The organism is Marivita sp. NO-S04 (genome assembly GCF_059070475.1).
Window position 1 is genome coordinate 24,449 of the sequence record NZ_CM180980.1, and the last position, 21,206, is coordinate 45,654.

Annotated in this window: 21 protein-coding genes and 1 other annotated feature; of the genes, 6 read left to right on the forward strand and 15 right to left on the reverse strand. The window is 60.0% G+C overall.

The features are described 5' to 3' along the window. Positions 1-60: 60 nt before the first annotated feature. The 6 genes from ACK3EW_RS00145 to ACK3EW_RS00170 all read right to left on the reverse strand — a co-directional run bounded on the left by ACK3EW_RS00145 (position 61) and on the right by ACK3EW_RS00170 (position 3,465). A complete protein-coding gene (locus tag ACK3EW_RS00145) occupies positions 61-666 on the reverse strand; it encodes a helix-turn-helix transcriptional regulator (protein WP_493807990.1) in 606 nt (201 codons plus the stop codon). Between the two features lie 121 nt (positions 667-787). Continuing rightward, a complete protein-coding gene (locus ACK3EW_RS00150; protein WP_493807991.1) occupies positions 788-1,459 on the reverse strand; it encodes a hypothetical protein in 672 nt (223 codons plus the stop codon). Then, positions 1,456-2,490, reverse strand: a complete 1,035-nt coding sequence (locus ACK3EW_RS00155; RefSeq protein ID WP_493807992.1) for a helix-turn-helix domain-containing protein — start codon at positions 2,488-2,490, stop codon at positions 1,456-1,458. The genes ACK3EW_RS00150 and ACK3EW_RS00155 overlap by 4 nt, the downstream gene beginning before the upstream one ends. Beyond that, positions 2,487-2,924, reverse strand: coding sequence for a VRR-NUC domain-containing protein (locus tag ACK3EW_RS00160; RefSeq protein ID WP_493807993.1), 438 nt, complete (start codon positions 2,922-2,924; stop codon positions 2,487-2,489). Before ACK3EW_RS00160 ends, ACK3EW_RS00155 begins: the two co-directional genes overlap by 4 nt. After that, a complete protein-coding gene (locus ACK3EW_RS00165; protein ID WP_493807765.1) occupies positions 2,921-3,205 on the reverse strand; it encodes a hypothetical protein in 285 nt (94 codons plus the stop codon). Before ACK3EW_RS00165 ends, ACK3EW_RS00160 begins: the two co-directional genes overlap by 4 nt. Then, positions 3,202-3,465 carry a helix-turn-helix domain-containing protein gene (locus ACK3EW_RS00170; RefSeq protein WP_493807766.1) on the reverse strand — a complete coding sequence of 88 codons (264 nt, stop codon included), beginning with the start codon at positions 3,463-3,465 and terminating at the stop codon, positions 3,202-3,204. The genes ACK3EW_RS00165 and ACK3EW_RS00170 overlap by 4 nt, the downstream gene beginning before the upstream one ends. A gap of 612 nt (positions 3,466-4,077) precedes the next feature. Here ACK3EW_RS00170 and ACK3EW_RS00175 point away from each other — a divergent pair. The 3 genes from ACK3EW_RS00175 (at position 4,078) to ACK3EW_RS00185 (ending at position 6,895) form a co-directional block, all read left to right on the forward strand. Beyond that, positions 4,078-4,731 carry an integrase arm-type DNA-binding domain-containing protein gene (locus ACK3EW_RS00175; RefSeq protein WP_493807994.1) on the forward strand — a complete coding sequence of 218 codons (654 nt, stop codon included), beginning with the start codon at positions 4,078-4,080 and terminating at the stop codon, positions 4,729-4,731. Continuing rightward, positions 4,728-5,660, forward strand: coding sequence for an IS5 family transposase (locus ACK3EW_RS00180; protein WP_493806415.1), 933 nt, complete (start codon positions 4,728-4,730; stop codon positions 5,658-5,660). The genes ACK3EW_RS00175 and ACK3EW_RS00180 overlap by 4 nt, the downstream gene beginning before the upstream one ends. Positions 5,661-5,720: 60 nt before the next feature. Continuing rightward, a protein-coding gene (locus ACK3EW_RS00185; protein WP_493807995.1) for an IS3 family transposase occupies positions 5,721-6,895 on the forward strand; the annotation gives its coding sequence in 2 pieces (ribosomal slippage) (positions 5,721-5,952 and positions 5,952-6,895; 1,176 coding nt in all). Further along, positions 5,948-6,064 (forward strand) — a sequence feature (AL1L pseudoknot). (Overlaps the previous gene by 117 nt.) On the opposite strand, the gene ACK3EW_RS00190 is transcribed toward ACK3EW_RS00185, so the two are convergent. The 5 genes from ACK3EW_RS00190 to secA form a co-directional block, all read right to left on the reverse strand. Beyond that, positions 6,896-7,036: a hypothetical protein gene (locus tag ACK3EW_RS00190; protein ID WP_493807996.1), complete on the reverse strand. Its 141-nt coding sequence runs from the start codon at positions 7,034-7,036 to the stop codon at positions 6,896-6,898. Positions 7,037-7,050: 14 nt separating this feature from the next. Beyond that, positions 7,051-7,818: an IS21-like element helper ATPase IstB gene (istB, locus tag ACK3EW_RS00195; protein WP_493806540.1), complete on the reverse strand. Its 768-nt coding sequence runs from the start codon at positions 7,816-7,818 to the stop codon at positions 7,051-7,053. Beyond that, entirely contained in the window at positions 7,815-9,311 is a 1,497-nt protein-coding gene (istA, locus tag ACK3EW_RS00200) for an IS21 family transposase (RefSeq protein ID WP_493809682.1), read from the reverse strand. Before istA ends, istB begins: the two co-directional genes overlap by 4 nt. 46 nt (positions 9,312-9,357) lie before the next feature. Further along, positions 9,358-9,948 (reverse strand): hypothetical protein, encoded by a 591-nt coding sequence (locus ACK3EW_RS00205; RefSeq protein WP_493807997.1) that lies wholly within the window; start codon positions 9,946-9,948, stop codon positions 9,358-9,360. Between the two features lie 104 nt (positions 9,949-10,052). Next, positions 10,053-12,764 carry a preprotein translocase subunit SecA gene (gene secA / locus ACK3EW_RS00210; RefSeq protein WP_493807998.1) on the reverse strand — a complete coding sequence of 904 codons (2,712 nt, stop codon included), beginning with the start codon at positions 12,762-12,764 and terminating at the stop codon, positions 10,053-10,055. A gap of 174 nt (positions 12,765-12,938) precedes the next feature. Between secA and ACK3EW_RS00215 the strand changes: the two genes are divergently transcribed. The 3 genes from ACK3EW_RS00215 to mutT are packed head-to-tail and all read left to right on the forward strand — an operon-like array spanning position 12,939 to position 15,418. Then, the gene (locus ACK3EW_RS00215; protein WP_439118707.1) at positions 12,939-13,790 is read left to right on the forward strand and encodes a peptidylprolyl isomerase; all 852 of its coding nucleotides are present in this window, start codon (positions 12,939-12,941) and stop codon (positions 13,788-13,790) included. A 3-nt stretch (positions 13,791-13,793) separates the two neighbouring features. After that, a complete protein-coding gene (argJ, locus tag ACK3EW_RS00220) occupies positions 13,794-15,023 on the forward strand; it encodes a bifunctional glutamate N-acetyltransferase/amino-acid acetyltransferase ArgJ (RefSeq protein WP_493807999.1) in 1,230 nt (409 codons plus the stop codon). Next, a complete protein-coding gene (gene mutT, locus ACK3EW_RS00225) occupies positions 15,020-15,418 on the forward strand; it encodes an 8-oxo-dGTP diphosphatase MutT (protein WP_493808000.1) in 399 nt (132 codons plus the stop codon). The genes argJ and mutT overlap by 4 nt, the downstream gene beginning before the upstream one ends. A gap of 313 nt (positions 15,419-15,731) precedes the next feature. Here the strand turns inward: mutT and infB are convergent, their stop codons facing one another. The 4 genes from infB to rimP are packed head-to-tail and all read right to left on the reverse strand — an operon-like array spanning position 15,732 to position 21,162. Further along, on the reverse strand, positions 15,732-18,230 hold the full coding sequence (gene infB, locus ACK3EW_RS00230) for a translation initiation factor IF-2 (RefSeq protein WP_493808001.1): 2,499 nt from the start codon (positions 18,228-18,230) through the stop codon (positions 15,732-15,734). Beyond that, positions 18,227-18,874, reverse strand: coding sequence for an RNA-binding protein (locus tag ACK3EW_RS00235; protein WP_493808002.1), 648 nt, complete (start codon positions 18,872-18,874; stop codon positions 18,227-18,229). Before ACK3EW_RS00235 ends, infB begins: the two co-directional genes overlap by 4 nt. A 29-nt stretch (positions 18,875-18,903) precedes the next feature. Further along, on the reverse strand, positions 18,904-20,586 hold the full coding sequence (gene nusA, locus ACK3EW_RS00240; protein WP_493808003.1) for a transcription termination factor NusA: 1,683 nt from the start codon (positions 20,584-20,586) through the stop codon (positions 18,904-18,906). Positions 20,587-20,592: 6 nt separating this feature from the next. Continuing rightward, positions 20,593-21,162, reverse strand: coding sequence for a ribosome maturation factor RimP (rimP, locus tag ACK3EW_RS00245; RefSeq protein WP_439118703.1), 570 nt, complete (start codon positions 21,160-21,162; stop codon positions 20,593-20,595). Positions 21,163-21,206: the final 44 nt, after the last annotated feature.

A 21,206-nucleotide genomic window follows, 5' to 3' on the forward strand; every position in this document is an offset into this window, starting at 1 on the left:
TCAACATCGTTTGGGACGTTTCCAAAGGTGGCGTCGCTTCTTAACCTGAACACAGTCTAACTATGGGCGAAACAGGATCGGCTCGACCTTAGGACTGTCTTCCGGGTTGGCAGGCGCATAAATTACATCAATGATGCGCTTGCTACCCAGCATCCTGACCGTGCCGTGCATCCGATAGGAAAATGCATGGTCATCCTCGAACATAGTCGACTTAGTTGTGACACAGGACATTGCCACAATATTACCTTTTCCTATATTTCTTGCATTCTCATCGTTTTGGACGATTTGAGCGACTTCATTGACCAAATCATCCAGCAAGTAACGGCCTTCAATATAGTCAAGTGTTTTTCCTTGATGGTTCTTCGGCCACAGTTGGGCAAATCCGCCAGACCATGCCAAAAGTTTCAGTCCGTCAGCATCAAAAATAGCGCGCGGCGTAGTCAGATTTGAGATGCCAATACGTTCGATTTCGAGATCATGTTGAAGAGACCATTTGTCAAGAAGCCCAGTTATCTTGCGCATGTGACGAGGCGTCGGAGCATCTATCTCGCGCTCCCATCTCGAAATGGTCACCTGCGACACCCCAAGTTTGGTTGCCAAGGCTTGCTGATTAAGCCCGTTCTGCACGCGCCAGAGCTTAAGTTTGCGAGAGAAGTCTTCATGCATCCCGTGGACCCTTTTGCCTCGTCTTTAACATGACGTAGTTATATAGGTTTACCGAACAAAGCCACACGAGAGCCTTGAAAGCTGTTGTAGAAACGGCACACCCGCCAGCAACAAATCTCGTTTACCGCACTCGCTGCACCCATGGCCGACATTTCGGCATCACGCCTGTAACCTCAACCTCTCGCAGCAACCCCACGGCCTGCAGTCCGTCACGCAAGTACTCCAGCGCCTGCCACCAGTCGTGATACGCGCGTCGCGCGGCGTTGATCTGCTCTGGATAGGGCCGCCACATGACGGGGCAGGCTAGGACCTCAATGGTTCGCCATTTTCCGCGGGACCAGACACGCTCGGTGCCAACGACGACTGTGATAGCTTTTGGTCCATGCTGGTTTTCAAGGACATCCACGGGCAGGCAGCGTGGCACAACGCCCGGCATCCAGTCTGGCGTCATCCCAGCGCGGGCGAGCTCTGCCACACGAATGGCCATGCGCTTGCCGCCGTGACTGTCGGGGAGCCCGGCGACAATCGCAGCGATGACCTCGGCGTCGGGATGGGTGTAGCTGCCCAACTTGTAGCGCCCGCCGTCGACAGCGGTGCCAAGGACGGCGCGCTGCGCCAGCACGTGTTCCAATCCGAAGCTGCGGGGTTCCCCATCATCGGTCTCAGGCTCGGGCAGGTCGAGCTGGGCTTGCTCAACCCGGAAGGCCCATTCAAGGGCCTGCTGAATACTCAAGCTACGCTTGGCGCGGGCGCCTGTGCCGGAGCGGCCGTGCAGGCTTTGATCGTGTTTCACTGGATGTTCCTTTCGCGCAGGCGCTGGGCGGTGACGAGGCCGCGGTTCAGCATCTGATCGCGCATGGCGTTGGTGATGGCGTTGGAGGGCAGGTAGCGGTCCGAGTTGACCCAATCGGCGTAGAAGGCTGGTGGATCGGCGCTGGGCGGGTTGGCGGCCTTCGCCGAGACGCGACGCGGTGCGCCTGCTGCTTCCGCCTTGCGCTGGGCTGCACGCTGCATGACGCGGTCCAGCGCCTTGGGCCCATCCGGCGGGGCAGGGTGGGTGTCCCGAGAGGCCGCTGCCGCCGCAACGATCTCCGCCTCGGTCAGACCAAGATCGATCTGCCAGCGCCGGACGTGTTCCCGAGGTGGCCAGCCTTGCCACCAGCCGGGCAGGGCGCCGCTGGGATCGAAGCCCAGCGCCGTGAGCAGCGCTCCAAAAAAATCTTCGTCGAGGCTCGCGCGCGCCTGCGCGCCCTCCTCCTCCTTTACTGGTTTACTTAAAGGTTCCCTTACAGGGTTAGTGTCCCATTTTGAGACACGGGAATCGCCATTTTTGAGACACGGGTTTGCGCCAAAATGAGACACGGGCCCGTGTCCCGGTTCGAGACACGGCGGAGCCGGGGTGGGGGGCTGCGCACCCATGCCCTGCATGGCGGTGTCGCCTGTACCCCCGTGTCCCAAATCGAGACACGGGGTTTCTAGCGGCGCTGCAGGTGGATGTGACGGGGTTTCGGACCCGCCATCCGGATCCGGCGTGCCCTTGGTCAGACCAGTGAACTCGAAGCCGAGCAAATACCGGGTTGGGCGCTGCTGGCCGGTTTTCGTGTCGATGATCGGCACCCGGCGGATCAGACCACGCGCCTCCAGATCGTCGAGATGCCGGTTCAGCGTGGCGCGGCCGATCTCGCAATCCAGAGCCAGGCGCTCCTGCGTTGGGAAACACCCGAAGTCGGGATTGTAGCGATCGCACAGATGCCAGAGGACAATCTTTGTTGTGGGCTTCAGCCCGCGTTGCTGGATCGCCCAATTGGTGGCGGCGTGGCTCATGACGACGCCCTCCTGGAACAAGGTCGAGACCCGGAGACGCCCAGCACCGGGCTGCCGACAGCGCCGACCACCCGTGTGGTGAGCCCGTGATCCGCCAGTGCGCCCAGCGCGTCATCCAAGGCGCGCACCAGTGCCCAGCCAAACCCCTGCGCCTGCACCGCGTCGCGAAACGCCCGCTGCGCCGGGCTGAGCTGCCCCTTGCGGGATTTGAGCTCGAGAAACAGCACACGGCTATCACACAGCACCACCAGATCGGCAAAGCCGGGATGCACCCCCATGCCGGTCAGGATGGCCTGGCGCTTGGCGCCCCGAGGCCCGGCCTGCGCAACCTCGTTGGCGCTGTGATGCACGATCGCCCCTTTGGGCAGGACGACCCGCAAAGCGCTGACCACAGCGCGCTGCAGGTCCGCCTCCGGTGTTCCGCGCGTCTTCATCGCCGGTCCTCCGGATCGGCCGAGGCGGGGCGGCCGCGGCCATGGGCTTTACCACCCAGAACGACCAGCAGGATGCGGGCATCCTCGCGCTCCTCGGGCGTCTGGCCATGCTGGACCAGCACATTGCAGGCCAGCCGCACCATGTGGTCGGAATGGTGCACCACATCGGCCACCACGATGCGGGCCTCGCGCAGGCGCTCGTCGATCCAGTCCTGGCGGCTATCATCGCGCGCGCCGCGCCGGCGGCGGCTTTGCGCACGGAAGGGCAGGGGAATATTCATCGACGTGCCCCCCGGCGTCCACGACGCTGGCCGATCGTCTCTTGCTCCTCCAGCCAGTCGAGAACGGCACTGCGTCGGTAGAGGATCTTGCGTCCGGCTCGGATGTATGGCGGCCCTCGGCGCGCATCCGCCCAGCGCCGGAGCGTTTCCTCACATACGCCAAGTTCCAGGGCAAGGGCAGGCCGGCTGATCCAGCCGCTCAGAAGCGTGGGGCCCTCTGAATTCGATGACCGACCGGCGTCGGTGCACATCTGTGTCATGTCATGTTCTCCCGATGATCGCCGGGTGTCGGCGAATGTGGTCTCTCATCCAAAACACACCAGGAGGGGTGGCAGGGTGGCACTGACCGGCAGTGACCGGCAGTGACTTTGCAAAGTTTGCCGGTATGCGTGCCACCCCCTGTTTTATTGACGATTGCGGAGTTCACGCTGCGCTGCGGCAAAATTTACAGCGGTTGTAAATAATCTTGGCATCGACTGCTGGTGATCAAAACGCGCTGCGCGACCGCTGTAGCGGCGGATTCAGCCACATTCGCGGGATTTGAGCCAATTTGAGCAACATTCAGGGGTGGCAAGGGTGGCACTGACCGGCAGTGAAAATCAAAACCTGTGCCGGTCATTGATTTTATTGAGAAATCTCCTGTTTCCGCGGTTTCGGCCCAGTTTTGGAGGTGCAGGACGTCCTCCCCGTTTGCAGGCGGCAACCGGCATTTTGCCAAAACCGCAATAAAATATGGGGTGGCACGCAGACCGGCACGGTATGAAAAGTCACTGCCGGTCACTGCCGGTCAGTGCCACCCTGCCGGTTCGTTGCGCATGATTAACTTGATGGCGCCGCGTTTCTACGCGTGATGACGGGAAAGGAGGGTGCCGATGGCCAACAGAGTGCATTTGACAGAGAAAGTGCTGCGGGAGGCGTTGCCGGTCGCGGGACGGGACTATCAGATCTTCGATGATGACATCCGAGGGTTTGCGGTCTGTGTCTATCGGGGTGGGGGCAGGGCATTCACCTTCGACTACCGGGTTTCCGGGCGTCAGCGCCGCATGACCTTCGCGCGTTGGCCAGCATGGTCTGTCACGGCAGCACGGGATCGGGCGCGAGAGCTACGGCGTGCGGTTGATCTCGGGCAGGACCCATTGGCCGAACGTGACCTGCAGCGGTCTGTCCCACGCGTGCAGGATCTGATTGATCGATACCTCAAAGAGCATGCTGTTCGGCTTGCCCCGACAAGTGCGGCAGATCATAAATCGATGCTGGAAAAACTGGTGGCCCCGCATTGGGGAAAGAAGCTGGTGACGGAGATCACCAAATCCGACGTCGATCGGCTTTTGACCAAGATCGCCGAAGGGAGAGCGCGGCCGCACAAGGCCAAACCGAACAATCGGGCCCGCAAGCTGCAAGGCGTGAAGCGAACGCCGATCCGTGCGAACCGCGTTGGTGAAGTGCTGCGCAAGATGGCATTGTTGCAAAAGTCTGACGACGAAGGATTCACTTCGCGAATCCATGGCGTTAGACGCGGTGCATGAGCAAGCCATCTCCCGCCCGCTATCGCACGACGAACTGGTCCAGCTACAACGCGTCACTCAGGAAGCGGGGGTCTCTGCTCATCTGGGTCGACAAGGACATGACCTGGCGCGCGCCGCGTGACAGTCGACCCGGACGTCCGGCGGTGTTTTCCGATGCGGCCATACAGTTCTGCTTATCGATCAAAGTCCTGTTCAAGTTGCCGTTGCGCCAGACCGCCGGAATGGTGGCCAGCCTGCTGCGACTGGCCGGCCTGGACTGGCCCGTGCCGGACTTTTCCACGCTGTGCCGCAGGCAAAAGACCTTGGCCGTCCAGGTCCCGTATCGCCGTGCGGACGGCCCGCTGAACCTGCTGGTCGACAGCACCGGGATCAAGTTCCTCGGCGATGGCGAATGGCAGGCCCGCAAGCACGGGGTGCAAGGCCGACGCCAATGGCGCAAAGTCCATCTGGCCATGGACACCACCACCTCGGACATCCGGGCAGTCGAGTTCACCCCCAGCCGCGACGGCGACAGCCCCGTGCTGCCCGACCTGCTCGGCCAGATCCCGGCAGGTGAGCAGATAGGCACGGTCACCGCCGACGGCGCCTACGACACACGCCGCTGCCACAAGGCCATCATCGAACGCGACGCCGTTCCGATCATCCCGATCCGAAAGAACGGACGTCTCTGGAAAGAAGACTGCCCGGCTGCACGCGCCCGCAACGACACCCTGCGCGCGACGCGATACTACGGGCGGGCGTTCTGGAAACGCTGGACCGGATACCACGCCCGCAACCGGATCGAGGCGAAGATGCGCTGCCTGAAATCCTTCGGCGAGCGTATCATGGCAAGAGACCCCGACCGACAGACCGCCGAAATCCACATCCGCATCGCCCTCATGAACCGCTTCAACGCCCTCGGCACCGCCGAGATCGTCCGCGTGGCATAACGTCAGCGGGGTAAGGGGACGTCACGCCTCAGGCCGGGGTAATGCAACAACGCCGTTCGGATGTTTCGAGAGAACCGTACCGATTATTCCAGCGATACGGCCGCCTATAAGGCCATCGCGCCGAAGCTTGGCTGTTCGCCGGACAGTCTGCGGGTCTGGTGTCAGCAGGCCGAACGCGATGCCGGGCAGCGGGCCGGTCTGACAAGTGCCGAGAAGGATCGGATCAAGGAACTTGAGCGTGAGGTCCGTGAACTGCGCCAGGCCAACGAGATCCTGAAGAAGGCCAGCGCATATTTCGCAGCGGCGGAGCTCGACCGCCCATTCCGCAAATGATCGCGTTCATTGATGATCACCGTTGTGTCCATGGTGTCGGGCCGATCTGCCGGGTTCTGGGGATCGCACCATCGACTTATTACGCCTTCAAGGCCGTGGAGCGTGATCCGGATCTGGCATCGGACCGGGCCAGGCAGGATCAGCTGGACATGGCTGCGATCAAGCAGGCCTTCGAGGGCAGCCGGGGCCGATATGGCGCGCGCAAGGTCTGGCACCAGCTACGCCGCAGTGGCCATGATATCGCCCGCTGCACGGTGGAGAGGTTGATGCAGGTCATGGGATTACAAGGCGTTGTGCGGGGCAAGAAGGTGATCACCACCAACCCCGATACGGCACAACCTTGCCCGCACGATAAGGTAAACCGAGCCTTCGTGGCGGACATGCCAAACCAGCTTTGGGTCAGCGACTTCACCTATGTTTCCAGCTGGCAAGGAATGGTCTACGTGGCTTTCATCATCGACGTCTTCGCCCGCAAGATCGTTGGCTGGCGGGTCTCGACCTCGATGACGACTGGTTTCGTCTTGGATGCCCTGAACCAGGCCATCTGCCAGAGGGCGCCGTCTGAGGCTGACAAATTGATCCATCACAGTGATCGTGGCAGCCAATACCTGTCGATCCGATACACCGAGCGGCTCGCAGAGGCCGGCATCGATACCTCGGTCGGAAGCGTCGGCGATTCCTATGATAATGCCCTCGCCGAAAGCATCATCGGCCTGTTCAAGACCGAGGTCATCAAGTTCCTCGGCCCCTGGAAGTCGGTCGGTCAGGTCGAATGGGAAACTCTGAAATGGGTCGACTGGTATAACAACACCCGCCTTCACAGCGCCGTCGGTTACATCACGCCACAAGAAGCAGAGGAGGCATTCTACGCAAGCTTGAACGCTGACGAAAAAGCAGCCTAACTATTGAACCAGAAACTCTCCGGTAAACCCGGGGCGGTTCACTTTGGGTTTACGCGGGACGCGGGTGATGAGCGGCGGCCAGTCAGCCGCGCTCTCCATGTAGCTGGCGGGTGACTGGCCGCCTTGGACCGTCAGGTCCAAGTCTGGGCTTTGGATCAGTTGATGTTTTCGCCGGGCTTGCGTGCGCGGCTTTGCGCGAGGCGATAGCTTTCGCCGTTCATCTCGAGGATGTTGACGTGGTGGGTCAACCGGTCGAGGAGCGCGCCGGTCAGCCGCTCGGTGCCGAAGGTCTCGGTCCATTCATCGAAGGGCAGATTGCTGGTGATCAGCGTGGCGCCGCGCTCGTAGCGCTGGGAGATCATCTCAAAAAGCAGCTCGGCGCCGGTCTTGGACAGGGGCACGAATCCGAGCTCGTCGATGATCAGCAGCTTCACGGCAGCCATCTGCTTCTGGACGCGCAGCAGCCGACGTTCGTCTCGCGCCTCCATCAGCTCGTTGACCAGCGCGGCGGCGGTGGTGAAGCTGACAGACATGCCCTTCTGGCAGGCTGCCAGTCCCAAGCCCAGTGCAATGTGGGTTTTGCCGGTTCCGCTGGGCCCGAGGGCGATCACGTTCTCACGCCGGTCGATCCATTCGCAACGCCCCAGTTCCAGCACCTGCATCTTGTTCAGCTTCGGGATCGCCTTGAAGTCGAAGCTGTCGAGGCTTTTGGTGGCCGGGAACTTCGCGGCCTTGATGCGGCGCTCGACCATCCGCCGCTCGCGGTCAATGAGTTCCAGTTCCACGAGGCGCGACAGGAACTGGACATGGTCCAGTCCTTCGGCGGCGCATTGACGCGCAACCTTCTCGTGCTCCCGCAAGAATGTGGGCAGCTTCAGCGTCTTCAGATGGTGGGCAAGCAGGATCTTCGGGGCCTCGGTCATTCCGCCGCCTCCGACATCAAGGCCATGTAGCTGGCCGCCCGCGTCGTCTCGACATTCGCCCGCGGCAAGTAGGGGTAGACATCGAGATCAAGCCTCGGGGGGCGCTTCTCCACCTGACAAAGCACGAGGTGCTTCACGGCGTCGAAGCCGACCGCGCCCAGCTTCAGGGCCTTCTTCACGGCGGCATGCAGGTCATCCATCTCGAAGGTCTCGAGCAGACGCAGCACCTGCACATACTCGCGGCGCCCCATCTTGAGCATGCGCGCCTCCATCAGGCGGCGCAAAGTCTGGAACTCTTCGGGCAGGTCCCATTCCGCCAAGGGTGCGGCCTGGTCCAAGGCATTGATCTTGCGCTCGATCAGCGGGAGGTAGTGAACCGGATCAAAGATCATGTCCTCGCGATCGTAACAGCGCGGGTGTCGGGCGATCACCTCCCCGCGACAGCCGATCACGACCTCATCGACATAGCCGCGGATCCAGACATCCTGGTGGCCATAGGCGACCGGGACCGAGTAATCGTTGGTGTCATAGCGCACGAGAGACTGCGAGCTGACCCTGCCGCCCGCTTGGTCGCAGGCGTCGAACGGGGCGGCAGGCAGGGGGCGCATCGCGACCAGATCGCGCTGCAACCTCTCACCGATCGTCTCCTTGTGACCCCGAAGAATGCGCGTCAGGCGTGCGCGGCACTGCCCTTCAAGGTCTGCGTTGAAATCGTCCCAACTGGCAAAGTGGGGGATCGGCACCATGTGGTTGCGGCGGGCGTAGCCGACCATCCCCTCGACAGCGCCCTTGTCGTTCCCCTTCCCGGGCCGACCATAGCGATCCCGAAACAGGTAATGCGACTGCAAGCCGCTGAACAGCGCGGCGCGGATGCGCGTGCCGTCCGGTTGGATCTTCGACACCAGGCAGCGGTCGTTGTCGTAGAGCACCGACTGCGGCACCCCGCCGAAGAAGTCAAACGCGCGGACATGGCCGTCTATCCAGGCCTCCGCCGTCGCCGCTGGATAGGCCCGGACGAAATAGGCATCGCTGTGCGGCAGGTCCATGACGAAGAAGTGCGCCTTCTGCTCGACACCGCCGATGACGACAACCGCTTCGCCAAAATCGGCCTGAGCATGGCCCGGCGGATGAGCCAGCGGCACAAACATCTCCCGGGTCCGCCGCTCGCGATCACGCACGTAATCCTTGACGATCGTATAGCCTCCGGTGAAGCCGTGCTCGGCCTGAAGCCGTTCCCATATCCGCTTGGCCGTATGACGCTGCTTGCGATGCACGACCTTGTCGGCTTCAAGCCAGGCGTCAATGAACTCGGTGAACCCGTCCAGCTTCGGCCGCCTGATCGGCTTGTCCCGCCGGTAGCCAGGCGGCACCGAAAAGGCCAACATCTTATCAACCGTCCCACGCGAAATGTTGAAATGCTTCGCCGCCGCCCGCGCGCTCATGCCCTCGGAACACGCCAAGCGAACCTTCTTGTAAAGTTCCACGGTATAGATCTCCCCGCCCTCCCTGCCGATGCAAGAAGGGAAAAGTGGCAGGATTTTACTCCGCCCGCAGCGAGACTATCCCGCCGCTACCATGGCCTAATTTTGCACCGCCGTTTCCAGAAATCACTTCGGCCATGGCAACCGAGCCGCCACCGTCAAGGAAAGACGCGATTACCAGCGCCTGTTCTGCAAGGGCAGGGATATCGACCGACAGGCTGCCATCAGGTTGCATCAATGTCGTGAACATCAGCCCACTGTGATGCAGCGTCACCCGTTCGCTGCCGTGACAGGGTGCGGTGATGTCGATTGTCATCATAGCACCGGCAATGGGCGTGGCGGTCATGCTGACCTCGCAGGCGAACCCTGTTTCCACAGGTGCCTCGGGCACCAGAATCTCTGTGGTTTCGACTGTGCTTGTGACCGCCGCTGATACGACGTGATCGGGCAGCGTTTCCACCACGGGCATATCCCTCGGCAGAATGTTGCGTGGCGTAGAAGATACGGGTTGCACGTCGGATACGACCACCGGCGCCAGTTCAGCGTTGCGCGGCGGCTGCGACGACGGCAATGACTGCATGACGGCGCCAATCCCGAGGGCGGCGCAGAGTGTCACTGCGGCAATGCGCACTGTGAACTTCCGGTCCATGTCAGACTCCGTTGCACTTTTTACAACGGTCTATGTGACAGCCGATTGGGGTGCGCCTAAGGCGTCGGTTTGCTCAGATTAAGACGTCATTGTGGCGAACGGCTTCAGGCCAGCCGTCCGTGACAATGCTTGAACTTCTTGCCCGAACCACAAGGGCACGCGTCGTTGCGGCCGGGGTTGCCCCAGGTCGTTGGGTCGGTCTCATCAAAGGCCTCTAACGGGGCTTCTGCATCAACCGGCGGTGTGCCCTGCTGCGGGTTGGCAGCTTCTGCCGCACGTGACATCGCCGCTTGCTGTGCTGCCATCTGTTGCAGCATGGCTTTCTGCTCTTCCTCTGTCATCGGACGCACTTGGCCAAGCTGTTTGCTTACGTCCTCGCGCAGCGTATCGAGCATGGATTCGAACAGTTGGAATGCCTCAGACTTGTACTCGTTGAGCGGGTCACGCTGGGCATAGCCACGGAAACCAACAACCGACCGCAGATGTTCCAGCGTCAGCAGGTGCTCGCGCCACTTGCTGTCGATGGTTTGCAGCAGAACCTGTTTTTCAATCTGGCGCATGGTGTCGGGGCCAAAGGCTTCGGCCTTTTTCGCCATCATCTCGTCCGATGCCGCCTCCAGACGCTCGCGGATCACCTCGGCATCGACACCTTCCTCGTCACCCCATTCCATCACAGGGGCCTCCACACCGACCAAGTCTTTGATCGCAGTCTGCAATCCTTCGGTGTTCCACTGGTCGGCATAGCTTTTCGGCGGAATATACGTGTCGACCAGATCGTCGATCACCTGGTGCCGCATGTCCTGCGCGATCTCGGACAGGTCCTGCGCTTCCATGATTTCCCGGCGCTGGCTGAAGATCACCTTCCGCTGGTCATTCATCACGTCGTCGAACTTGAGCAACTGCTTACGAATGTCAAAGTTACGCCCTTCGACCTTGGCCTGCGCACGTTCCAGCGACTTGTTCACCCAAGGGTGCACGATCGCCTCGCCCTCTTTCATCCCCAGCGTCGACAACACCTTGTCCAGACGTTCAGACCCAAAAATACGCATCAGGTCATCATCCAACGACAGGAAGAATGAGGAACGGCCCGGATCACCCTGACGGCCCGAACGACCGCGCAACTGATTGTCGATACGACGGCTCTCGTGGCGTTCGGTGGCCAGAACAAACAGGCCCCCGGCCGCTTTGACAGCTTCTTCATCGGCAGTATGGCCTTCTTCGATCCGTTTCCGGATCGCTTCGGGATCACCTTCGGGGTCGGCGGCAATTGCCTCCATGATCTTGAATTCGACATTACCGCCAAGTTTGATATCCGTTCCACGACCGGCCATATTGGTGGCGATGGTGACGGCGCCCAACTTGCCCGCATCGGCAACGATCTGCGCTTCCTGCTCGTGCTGGCGTGCGTTCAGAACATTGTGCTTGAGATCGGCTTTGGTGAGCAATTGGCTCAGCATTTCGGACTTGTCGATCGAGGTGGTGCCCACAAGAACCGGCTGGCCTTTGGCATGTGCCTCTTTGATTTCCTGCACGATGGCGTCGTACTTTTCCTGTGCTGTACGATACACCTTATCGTCTTCGTCAATCCGCGCGATCTCGCGGTTTGTCGGCACTTCGACCACACCAAGCCCGTAAATTTCGGCGAATTCGGCGGCTTCGGTCACAGCCGTACCCGTCATGCCCGCCAGCTTGTCATAAAGGCGGAAATAGTTTTGGAAGGTGACCGAGGCGAGCGTCACGTTCTCGGGCTGAATCTTGCAGCCTTCCTTCGCTTCGATGGCCTGATGGAGACCTTCCGACAGGCGGCGTCCCGCCATCATACGCCCAGTGAATTCGTCGATCAGAACAACTTCGCTGTCGCGAACGATGTAATCCTTGTCTTTCTGGTACAGCTTGTGCGCCCGAAGTCCTTGGTTCACGTGGTGAATAAGCGTGGTGCTTTCCGGATCGTACAGCGACTGGTCATCTGGAAGCAGGCCAAGCCCGTGCAACGTTTCTTCCAGAAATTCGTTGCCTTCGTCGGTGAACGTCACGTTCCGTGTCTTTTCGTCCAATGAGAAATGTTCTTCGGTCAGCGACGGAATGACGGCGTCGATGGCGACATACAATTCGCTGCGGTCCTGTGCAGGGCCGGAAATGATCAGCGGTGTCCGTGCCTCGTCGATCAGGATCGAATCCACCTCGTCGACAATCGCCATGTAGTGATCGCGCTGGTACATCTGTTTCAGCTCGGACTTCATGTTGTCGCGCAGGTAATCAAAGCCAAGCTCGTTGTTCGTGGCATAGGTGATGTCACAGGCATAAGCCGCCTGCTTTTCCGCATCGGGCTGGCGTGGATAAACCACCCCCGTGGTCAGACCCAGCGCGCCATAGACCTTGGCCATCCATTCGCTGTCACGCTTGGCAAGGTAGTCGTTCACCGTCACGATATGCACGCCACGCCCCGTGAGCGCGTTCAGATAGGCAGGGAAGGTCGCCACAAGCGTCTTGCCCTCACCTGTCTTCATCTCAGAGATATTGCCCTGATGCAGGAAAATCCCGCCCATCAGCTGAACATCGAAGGCCCGCAGCCCCAGCGCACGTTTCGCCGCCTCGCGACAGTTTGCAAACGCCTCGGGCAGCAACGCATCCAATGCCTCACCGTTTGCATGGCGCGCCTTGAATTCGGCCGTTTTCTCGATCAACTGCGCATCGCTCAGCTTTTCGAAGTCCGCTTCCAGTGCGTTGACTTTCTCAACCAGCGGGCGGGTCGCCTTGACTTTACGGTCGTTCGGCGTTCCGAACACCTTGCGCGCGACTTTACCTAATCCCAGCATGCACTCACTTTCAGCTTTGACATCTTCGTGTGCGGCATCTGCTTGCTCGCCTCGCACACAGCCCATATGTCACAGGGGAACGACTGGCTTCACAGCGCCTTGAGGCGATGTAAGGTCAGGGCAATTCACTGTCAATGTCGCCCCCACGGTACGGGCGGCTCTGAAAGGATAAACATGACGAATCTCATCACGAAACTCTCCGCAAGCGCGTTCGCCCTGATGCTGGCTCTGCCGGTACAGGCGCAGGATACGCTGACGGCAGACTCGGTGGTGGCCACGGTCAATGGCACCGAAATCACGCTGGGTCATATGCTTATGGTGCGTGCGTCTCTGCCGGACCAGTATCAGCAGCTTCCCGATGACGTGCTTTGGGACGGCATCATGGACCAGATCGTTCAACAAACCGTGCTCAGCCAGCAAGACAGCGGTGAAGAGACCCGCCGCGTCCGGATTGCACTCGAAAATGAACGTCGTGCGCTGATGGCTGCGCAGGTGATCGAAGGCCTTGTGTCTTCTGCCGTCACGGATGACGCCGTGCAGGAAATCTACGAACAGACATACCTGCAGGCGGAACAGGCCGAAGAATTCAACGCCTCGCACATCCTTGTCGAATCCGAGGAAGAAGCTGCAGCTATCGTCGACGAACTGAACGGCGGCGCAGATTTTGCTGAAGTCGCCCGCGCGAAATCCACCGGCCCCTCTGGCCCGAATGGCGGCCAGCTTGGCTGGTTTGCCGCAGGGATGATGGTGCCGGAATTCCAGACCGCCGTCGAAGAGCTTGAGGTCGGCGCGATCTCTGGCCCGGTGCAAACGCAATTTGGCTGGCACGTGATCATTCTCAATGAAAAGCGCACCAAAGAGGCGCCCGCGCTCGACGCAGTACGCGGCGAGATCGAAAATCAACTCAGCCAGCAGGCGGTCACTCAGAAAATCGACGAACTGACCAACGCGGCCGAAGTTACCCGCACCGCCAAGGAAGAGGTCGACACCTCTGTCCTGAGCAACATTGGTCTTTTGGAGGACTAAGTATTGGCCAAGATCACATCGGTTTCGCCCCTCGCACCCGCCAGCTTTCCAACGCTGCCGGTCATCAAGGGGGCAAGGTTTTCAACCGCTGCTGCAGGCGTCAAGTACGCTGGACGAACCGACGTGATGCTGGCCGTTCTTGATCCGGGCAGCTGCGTGGCAGGCGCGTTCACCAAATCTGCCACGCGGTCGGCCAACGTGCTGGATTGCCAGTCGAAGATCCGCCTCGAGGACGAAGGCGGTGCTGCCATCATCGTCAACTCCGGCAATTCGAACGCTTTCACCGGACGGGCAGGGGACGAGAGCGTTCAGGCGATCTGCGCAGAGGTCGCCCGCGTAACGGGTCTGCCCACCACCCGTGTCTTCACAAGCTCCACTGGTGTGATCGGCGAACGCCTGCCGCATGACCGGATCGCTGCCAAGGTTGCGGAACTCTACGGCAATCTCGACGAGGCCGGTCTGCCGGGTGCCGCCAAGGCGATCATGACCACCGACACCTTCCCCAAGGGATCGACCACCAGTGTCGACCTGCCGGACGGTAAGGTCACCATCGCGGGCATCGCCAAAGGCTCGGGCATGATCGCCCCGGATATGGCAACGATGCTGGTCTACATCTTTACTGACGCCAAGATCGCGCAGTCCGATCTGCAGACGCTGGTCTCCGAGATCAACGAAAAGACCTTCAACAGCATCACCGTCGACAGTGATACCTCTACATCGGACACGCTTTTGGTGGCCGCTACCGGCGCATCCGACGTGACCGTCACCGCGCAGGACGCTGCCTTCCGCGATGCTTTGCACCACGTCATGCAAGATCTTGCCCATCAGGTCGTCCGCGACGGTGAAGGTGCCACGAAGTTCTTGGAAATTACCGTGACCGGGGCCCTGAACGATGCCGACGCCAAGATACACGCCATGTCCATCGCCAACTCCCCGCTGGTCAAAACCGCGATCGCGGGGGAAGATCCCAACTGGGGCCGCGTCGTGATGGCCATCGGCAAATCCGGCGCACCCGCCGACCGCGATACGCTCAGTATTTCCTTCGGCGATGTTAAAGTCGCTTCAAACGGCTGGGTCGATCCGGACTACCGAGAAGAGCAGGGTGCCGCGATCATGAAGCAGGAAAACATCTCCATGACCGTCGATCTCGGCATGGGAACCGGGACGGCAACCGTCTGGACCTGTGATCTGACCCACGGCTACATCTCGATCAACGCCGATTACCGCTCGTGACCGTCGTTCTCGTATCTGCCGTTGCGCTCATCGACCCCGATGGGCGCATCCTCTTGGCTCAACGTCCCGAGGGCAAATCCATGGCCGGCCTGTGGGAATTTCCCGGTGGCAAGGTCGAACCGGACGAGACACCGGAACAGGCGCTGATCCGCGAATTGCAAGAAGAGCTGGGCATCGACACGTGGGAAAGCTGCCTTGCCCCGCTCACCTTTGCCTCGCACAGCTATGAAAAATTTCATCTGCTGATGCCGCTCTTTGCCTGCCGCAAGTGGAATGGCCCCCCCGAATCACGTGAAGGGCAGGCGCTGAAATGGGTGCGGGTGAACCAACTCAAAGACTATCCCATGCCGCCGGCGGATATCCCTCTTATCCCGATTTTGCGGGATTGGCTCTGATCAGCGTCCTATCTTCTCCAAAAAAGACAGCAACTATATTTTTTTTCTGGTAATGAATTAGGCAACAATCTAATTACAAACTGTCAGAACTTGGGGGAGATTTGACGTGCTGAAAACAATCATTATTGGAAGTTGCATGTCTGTGCAGGGTATTTTGGAAAAAACCCTGCCCGACGGGCGTATCTCTGTCCGTGTCGGAAGCCGGATCTTCACGGGTCTGCCAGTCGCCACATCAGGCTGAGACTTTTTTTAAACGCAAAAGAAAAAGGGCAGCGGTAACGCTGCCCTTTTCTGTTTCCGGGACCCTTCTGGATCAAGCCAGCGTACGTTCCACTTCCTGACGCTCGAAAATCTCGATGACGTCGCCCTGGCGAATATCCTCGTAGTTCTCGAAGGCCATACCGCATTCCTGACCCGACTGCACTTCGGACACTTCGTCCTTGAAGCGCTTGAGCGTCTTGAGAGTGCCTTCATGGATCACGACGTTGTCGCGCAGCAGACGCACACCAGCGCTGCGGCGGGCCACGCCTTCGGTGACCAGACAACCGGCAACCTTACCAACATTCGACACCTTGAAGACATCCTTGATCGTGGCGTAGCCGATAAAGGTCTCTTTGATCTCGTTGCTCAGCAGGCCAGAGGCTGCTGCTTTCACGTCGTCCACAAGATCGTAGATCACGCTGTAATAGCGAATCTCGACGCCCTTCTGATTCGCGGTGTTCCGTGCCGACGCATTGGCACGCACGTTGAACCCGATCACCGGACAGCCCGACGCTTCGGCCAAGCCGATATCGGTTTCGGTGATAGCGCCTACGCCAGAATGCAGCACGCGCACGCGGACTTCGTCGTTGCCGACCTTTTCCAACGCCTGAACAATCGCTTCGGCAGAACCCTGCACATCCGCTTTGACCAGCACCGGAAGCTCGGAGACGCTCTCGTCGTCCTTTGCTTTCTTCATCAGCTGTTCAAGCGTCGTTGCAGCACCCAGTGCCGCACGCTTTTCCTTGGCGACGTTTGCACGGTATTCCGCGATCTCGCGCGCCTGCGCTTCGGTCTCGGTCACGTTCAGCACGTCACCCGCTTCGGGTGTGCCGTTCAGACCCAGAACCTCGACAGGCACTGACGGACCAGCTTCTTTCACGCGCTCGCCCTTGTCGTTGATCAGCGCACGGACCTTGCCGTACTGCTCGCCCACAACAAAGATATCGCCCTGACGCAATGTACCGTTCTGAATCAGAACCGTCGCCACCGGACCACGACCCACGTCCAGCTGTGCTTCGATCACCGCACCCTGGGCTGCCCGATCCGGGTTCGCCTTGAGTTCGAGGATTTCCGCCTGCAACGCAATCGCTTCGAGCAGCTCAGGAAGACCCTGACCTGTATGCGCCGATACTTCCACGTCCTGCACGTCACCGGACATCTGTTCCACAACCACTTCGTGTTGCAGCAGGTCGGTCCGAACCTTGGTCGGGTTCGCGCTCGGCTTGTCGACCTTGTTGATTGCGACGATCATCGGCACCTTCGCCGCTTTGGCGTGGTTAATCGCCTCGATCGTCTGCGGCATCACGGCGTCATCCGCCGCAACAACCAGAACAACGATATCCGTTACCTGAGCACCGCGCGACCGCATCGACGTAAACGCCGCGTGGCCCGGAGTGTCGAGGAACGACAGAACCGCCCCATCTTTTGTGGTCACCTGATAGGCGCCGATATGCTGCGTGATCCCGCCCGCCTCTCCAGAGGTGACGTTCGCGTCGCGGATCGCGTCGAGCAGCGATGTCTTGCCGTGGTCGACGTGACCCATGATCGTGATGACCGGAGGACGTGGCTTGAGGTCTTCAGGCTTGTCGCTGACTTCCTTGATGACGTCTTCAACATCCGACGCGGAAACGCGGGTCACCCGATGGCCGAACTCTTCGATCATCAGTTCCGCTGTATCGGCGTCGATCGTCTGGTTCTGCGTTGCCATGATGCCGTTGTTCATCAACGCTTTCACAACATCGCCCACACGCTCTGCCATCCGGTTTGCCAATTCGGCAACCGTAATCGCTTCGGGCAACTGCACGGCGCGCACGACTTTTTCGCGCGGCTGGTTGCCACCCATGGCTTTCTGACGCGCACGCTCTTGCTTGCGCTTCATTGCCGCCATTGATTTCTGACGACCGCCTTCGCCACCCAAAGCCTGGTTCAGCGTGAGCTTGCCAGAACGGCGTTCGGAATCGTCACCTTTGCGACGACCGCGATCTTCGCGTTCACGGTCCACCTTGCGGGGGGCTGCTTGCGACGGCTTCGCACCGCCACCACCACCGCCACCGGCAGGTTGGCGCGCGGCAGGGGATTCGCTCGGACCGGCCGCAGCTTGCTTGGCCGCTTCTGCAGCTTCGCGTGCCTTGCGCTCTTCGTCTTCGGCTTTCTGGCGGGCGCGTTCTTCAGCCTCGCGCTGTTCGCGCTCCTTGGCCTCTTTTTCCGCGCGCATACGATCGCGTTCTTCGGCGCGGGCCTTCTCTTCGGCTTCGCGCTGTGCGGCTTCTTCGCCTTCGCGAGCCTTTGCTGCCTGAAGGGCCTTCAGCCGGCGTTCCATCTCCGCGTCGGAAATTCCTGCGGGGCGCTTGCTCCCGGCCAAGCTCATGGCCGTCGTGGCAGCACTTCCCGCGGCTGACTGGGCCGCACCGGGTTTCGGCACCACAACGCGCTTGCGCTTGGTCTCCACCACGACGTTCTTCGTCCGTCCGTGGCTAAAGCTCTGCTTTACGTTCCCTGACCGGGGACCGCCGCGCAAACCCAAAGTCTTTTTGCCGTCGTTATCGCTCATTTAGCTCTTTTTTCCTTCCCAACGGCCCCTGCCGCTGTCTTTGCATCAGACGTTCCGATGCGAAAGCCCTTCAATCTTTGGGCTTCCTCTACAACACGTTGCGTGAGTCCGCCAGCGCCAAGCGCGGCATGTATCACAGTTTGTCGCCCAAAGGCCATTCCAAGCTCATCCGCCGTGAGCCAACCTATGTAATGGCCGTAATGCGGAGTGCTGAGTTTCGATTTCCCGCGACTCGATCCGTCTTCCGCCTGCAAAAGCACCTCTGCGGTTTCCTTGGACAGGGCATCTTTGACCTTTTCATAGCCAGAAATCGCCACGCCGGATTTGCGGCTTAGACTTATCAGATCGACAACACGACGCGCAAGCTGCTGTTCAAGATCGGAAACAAGTGTCTCGGACAAGCGCAATTGCGTTTTCGCCGCACGATGAAACATGTTCTTTTTCAGCGCGGTTTCAAGAGCAGCGCGCGTTGCGCTCACCCAAATCCCCCGACCCGGCAGTTTTTCTGCCAGATCGGGAACAAGCTGATCCTCAGGACCGACGACAAAGCGGATCAGTTCGGCTTTCGGGCGCACCTCGCCGGTCGCAATGCATTTGCGTTCCGGTCCGCTGTCCCGATCTTTGTCTTTGCCACCGCGTGTCACGTGTGTCGTCGTCCTTCCGTCAGGGCAGGTCAGACCTGCTCTTCTTCCACATCGCCCAGTTCTTCGTCTTCGGCCTCTTCTTCAAGCTCGGTCGGATCGACCCAGCCCAGAAGCACGCGCGCTGTCATGACCAGATGCTGCGCCTCTTCAAGCGACATGTCGAACGGCTCCAGCAAACCTTCGTCCTTGTGCCGTTCGCCGTTCTCGGTGGTCCATCCACCAGCCAGTTCCCAATCCGCACAGGTCGCAAAGTCTTCGAGCGTCTTGACGCCGTCTTTTGCCAGCACTTCAACCATCTGAGGCGTGAGCCCTTCGAAGTTGATCAGGCTGTCTTCGGCACCCAAAGCGCGGGCGTTGTCCAGAGCGGCTTTTGCCTGGGCCTCAAGGTTCTCGCGGGCACGGGTCTGCAATTCCTCGGCAGTGCCTTCGTCGACACCGTCGATGACCAGCAATTCGTCAAGCTCGACATAGGCCACTTCTTCAAGGTTGGTGAACCCTTCGGACACCAGAAGCTGGGCAAAGAACTCGTCCAGATCGAGCGTGTCCATGAACAGCTGCGTCCGCTCTTCGAATTCTTTTTGACGACGCTGCGATTCTTCTTCCTCGGTCATGATGTCGATATCAAGCCCGGTCAGCTGCGACGCCAGACGCACGTTCTGACCGCGGCGACCAATCGCGAGGCTCAGTTGCTCGTCCGGGACCACGACTTCGATGCGCTCGGCATCTTCGTCCAGAACCACCTTGCTCACTTCCGCAGGCTGCAGCGCGTTCACAAGGAAGGTCGGCACATCTTCGTTCCATGGGATGATGTCGATCTTTTCGCCCTGCAGCTCGTTCACAACGGCCTGAACACGGGAACCACGCATACCCACACAGGCACCGACCGGGTCAATCGAGTTGTCATAGGAAATCACGGCGATCTTGGCGCGCGAACCCGGATCACGGGCTACAGCCTTGATCTCGATAATGCCGTCATAGATTTCCGGCACTTCCATCTTGAACAGTTCCGCCATGAATTCCGGTGCTGTGCGCGACAGGAAGATCTGCGGCCCACGGGTCTCGCGGCGCACATCTTTGATGAAGCAGCGGATGCGGTCCCCATTGCGATAGCTTTCGCGGCCAATCTTCTCGTTGCGGCGCAGGATGCCTTCGCCCCGGCCCACATCGACGATGACGTTGCCGTATTCCTCGCGCTTGACCACACCGTTGATGATGGTGCCTGCACGATCTTTGAATTCTTCGAACTGACGGTCCCGCTCGGCTTCGCGCACCTTCTGCAGGATCACCTGCTTTGCAGATTGCGCGGCGATGCGACCCATCTCGACCGGAGGCACCTCTTCGACGAACGTGTCACCCACCTGCGCCGCGCCAGAGAATTCCGTGATCGACTGTCCGTCGCGCAGCCAGACCGCGTTCTGGGTCGACTTTGGAGCGACGAAATACGGCTTGGCACTCTCCGAGGTGAATTCGGCCTGATAATTCTCAAGCTCTTCATCTTCGACCACGGTGCGCACGCGGGTGAACGTCGCGCGACCGGTCTTGCGGTCGATCTTCACGCGGATGTCCATCTCGGACCCGTAACGCGACTTGGCCGCACGGGCGAGGCTTTCTTCCATCGCTTCGACAACCAACCCGGGGTCGATCATCTTTTCGCGCGCCACCGCTTCGGCGGTCTGCAACAGTTCCAACTGGTTGGCGGAGGTGATTGCCATCGGTTCTTACTCCTCTTCGGGCCCTTCGGCCTCAATCACGTCGTCAAATTTGTCTTCTTCGAAGCCTTGGGCTTTCCGCGCCTTCAGCATTTCCTTGATCAGCTCGTCGGTCAGAACCAGCTTGGCATCGGTCAGCCAATCGAACTTTAGCCCGACAGTGCCCTCTTCGATATTGATCAGTACTTCGTCACCCTCGACCCCGGCCAGCACGCCCTTGAAGCGCTTGCGTCCGTCGATCATTTCGGATGTTTCGATCTTGGCCTCGTAACCTTCAAAGGTCTCGAAATCCTTGAGGCGGGTCAAAGGCCGGTCGATCCCCGGCGACGACACTTCCAAAGTGTAGGTATCGAGGATCGGATCTTCGACATCCAGCGTCGCGCTCACGGCGGTGCTTATGGCGGCGCATTCATCGACTTCGATCCCGCCTTCGGGGCGTTCAGCCATGATCTGCAATGTGGCCAACTTGCCGCTCATCAACCGGATACGCACCAGTTCGAACCCCATGTCCTCGATGACAGGGGCGATGATCTCGGCCAGACGTCGGTCCATCGCGGCTTTGGCGATCAGGTCAGACATTGTCTCGTAGGTCTCCAGACACAAAAAAACGGGCGCGCGGCCCG

Coding starts and splice junctions, on each gene's coding strand:
- ACK3EW_RS00145 (WP_493807990.1), bottom strand. CDS start 666: ATGCATGAAGACTTCTCTCGCAAACTTAAGCTCTGGCGCGTGCAGAAC.
- ACK3EW_RS00155 (WP_493807992.1), bottom strand. CDS start 2,490: ATGAGCCACGCCGCCACCAATTGGGCGATCCAGCAACGCGGGCTGAAG.
- ACK3EW_RS00160 (WP_493807993.1), bottom strand. CDS start 2,924: ATGAAGACGCGCGGAACACCGGAGGCGGACCTGCAGCGCGCTGTGGTC.
- ACK3EW_RS00165 (WP_493807765.1), bottom strand. CDS start 3,205: ATGAATATTCCCCTGCCCTTCCGTGCGCAAAGCCGCCGCCGGCGCGGC.
- ACK3EW_RS00170 (WP_493807766.1), bottom strand. CDS start 3,465: ATGACACAGATGTGCACCGACGCCGGTCGGTCATCGAATTCAGAGGGC.
- ACK3EW_RS00175 (WP_493807994.1), top strand. CDS start 4,078: ATGGCCAACAGAGTGCATTTGACAGAGAAAGTGCTGCGGGAGGCGTTG.
- ACK3EW_RS00180 (WP_493806415.1), top strand. CDS start 4,728: ATGAGCAAGCCATCTCCCGCCCGCTATCGCACGACGAACTGGTCCAGC.
- istB (WP_493806540.1), bottom strand. CDS start 7,818: ATGACCGAGGCCCCGAAGATCCTGCTTGCCCACCATCTGAAGACGCTG.
- ACK3EW_RS00205 (WP_493807997.1), bottom strand. CDS start 9,948: ATGGACCGGAAGTTCACAGTGCGCATTGCCGCAGTGACACTCTGCGCC.
- secA (WP_493807998.1), bottom strand. CDS start 12,764: ATGCTGGGATTAGGTAAAGTCGCGCGCAAGGTGTTCGGAACGCCGAAC.
- ACK3EW_RS00215 (WP_439118707.1), top strand. CDS start 12,939: ATGACGAATCTCATCACGAAACTCTCCGCAAGCGCGTTCGCCCTGATG.
- infB (WP_493808001.1), bottom strand. CDS start 18,230: ATGAGCGATAACGACGGCAAAAAGACTTTGGGTTTGCGCGGCGGTCCC.
- nusA (WP_493808003.1), bottom strand. CDS start 20,586: ATGGCAATCACCTCCGCCAACCAGTTGGAACTGTTGCAGACCGCCGAA.
- rimP (WP_439118703.1), bottom strand. CDS start 21,162: ATGTCTGACCTGATCGCCAAAGCCGCGATGGACCGACGTCTGGCCGAG.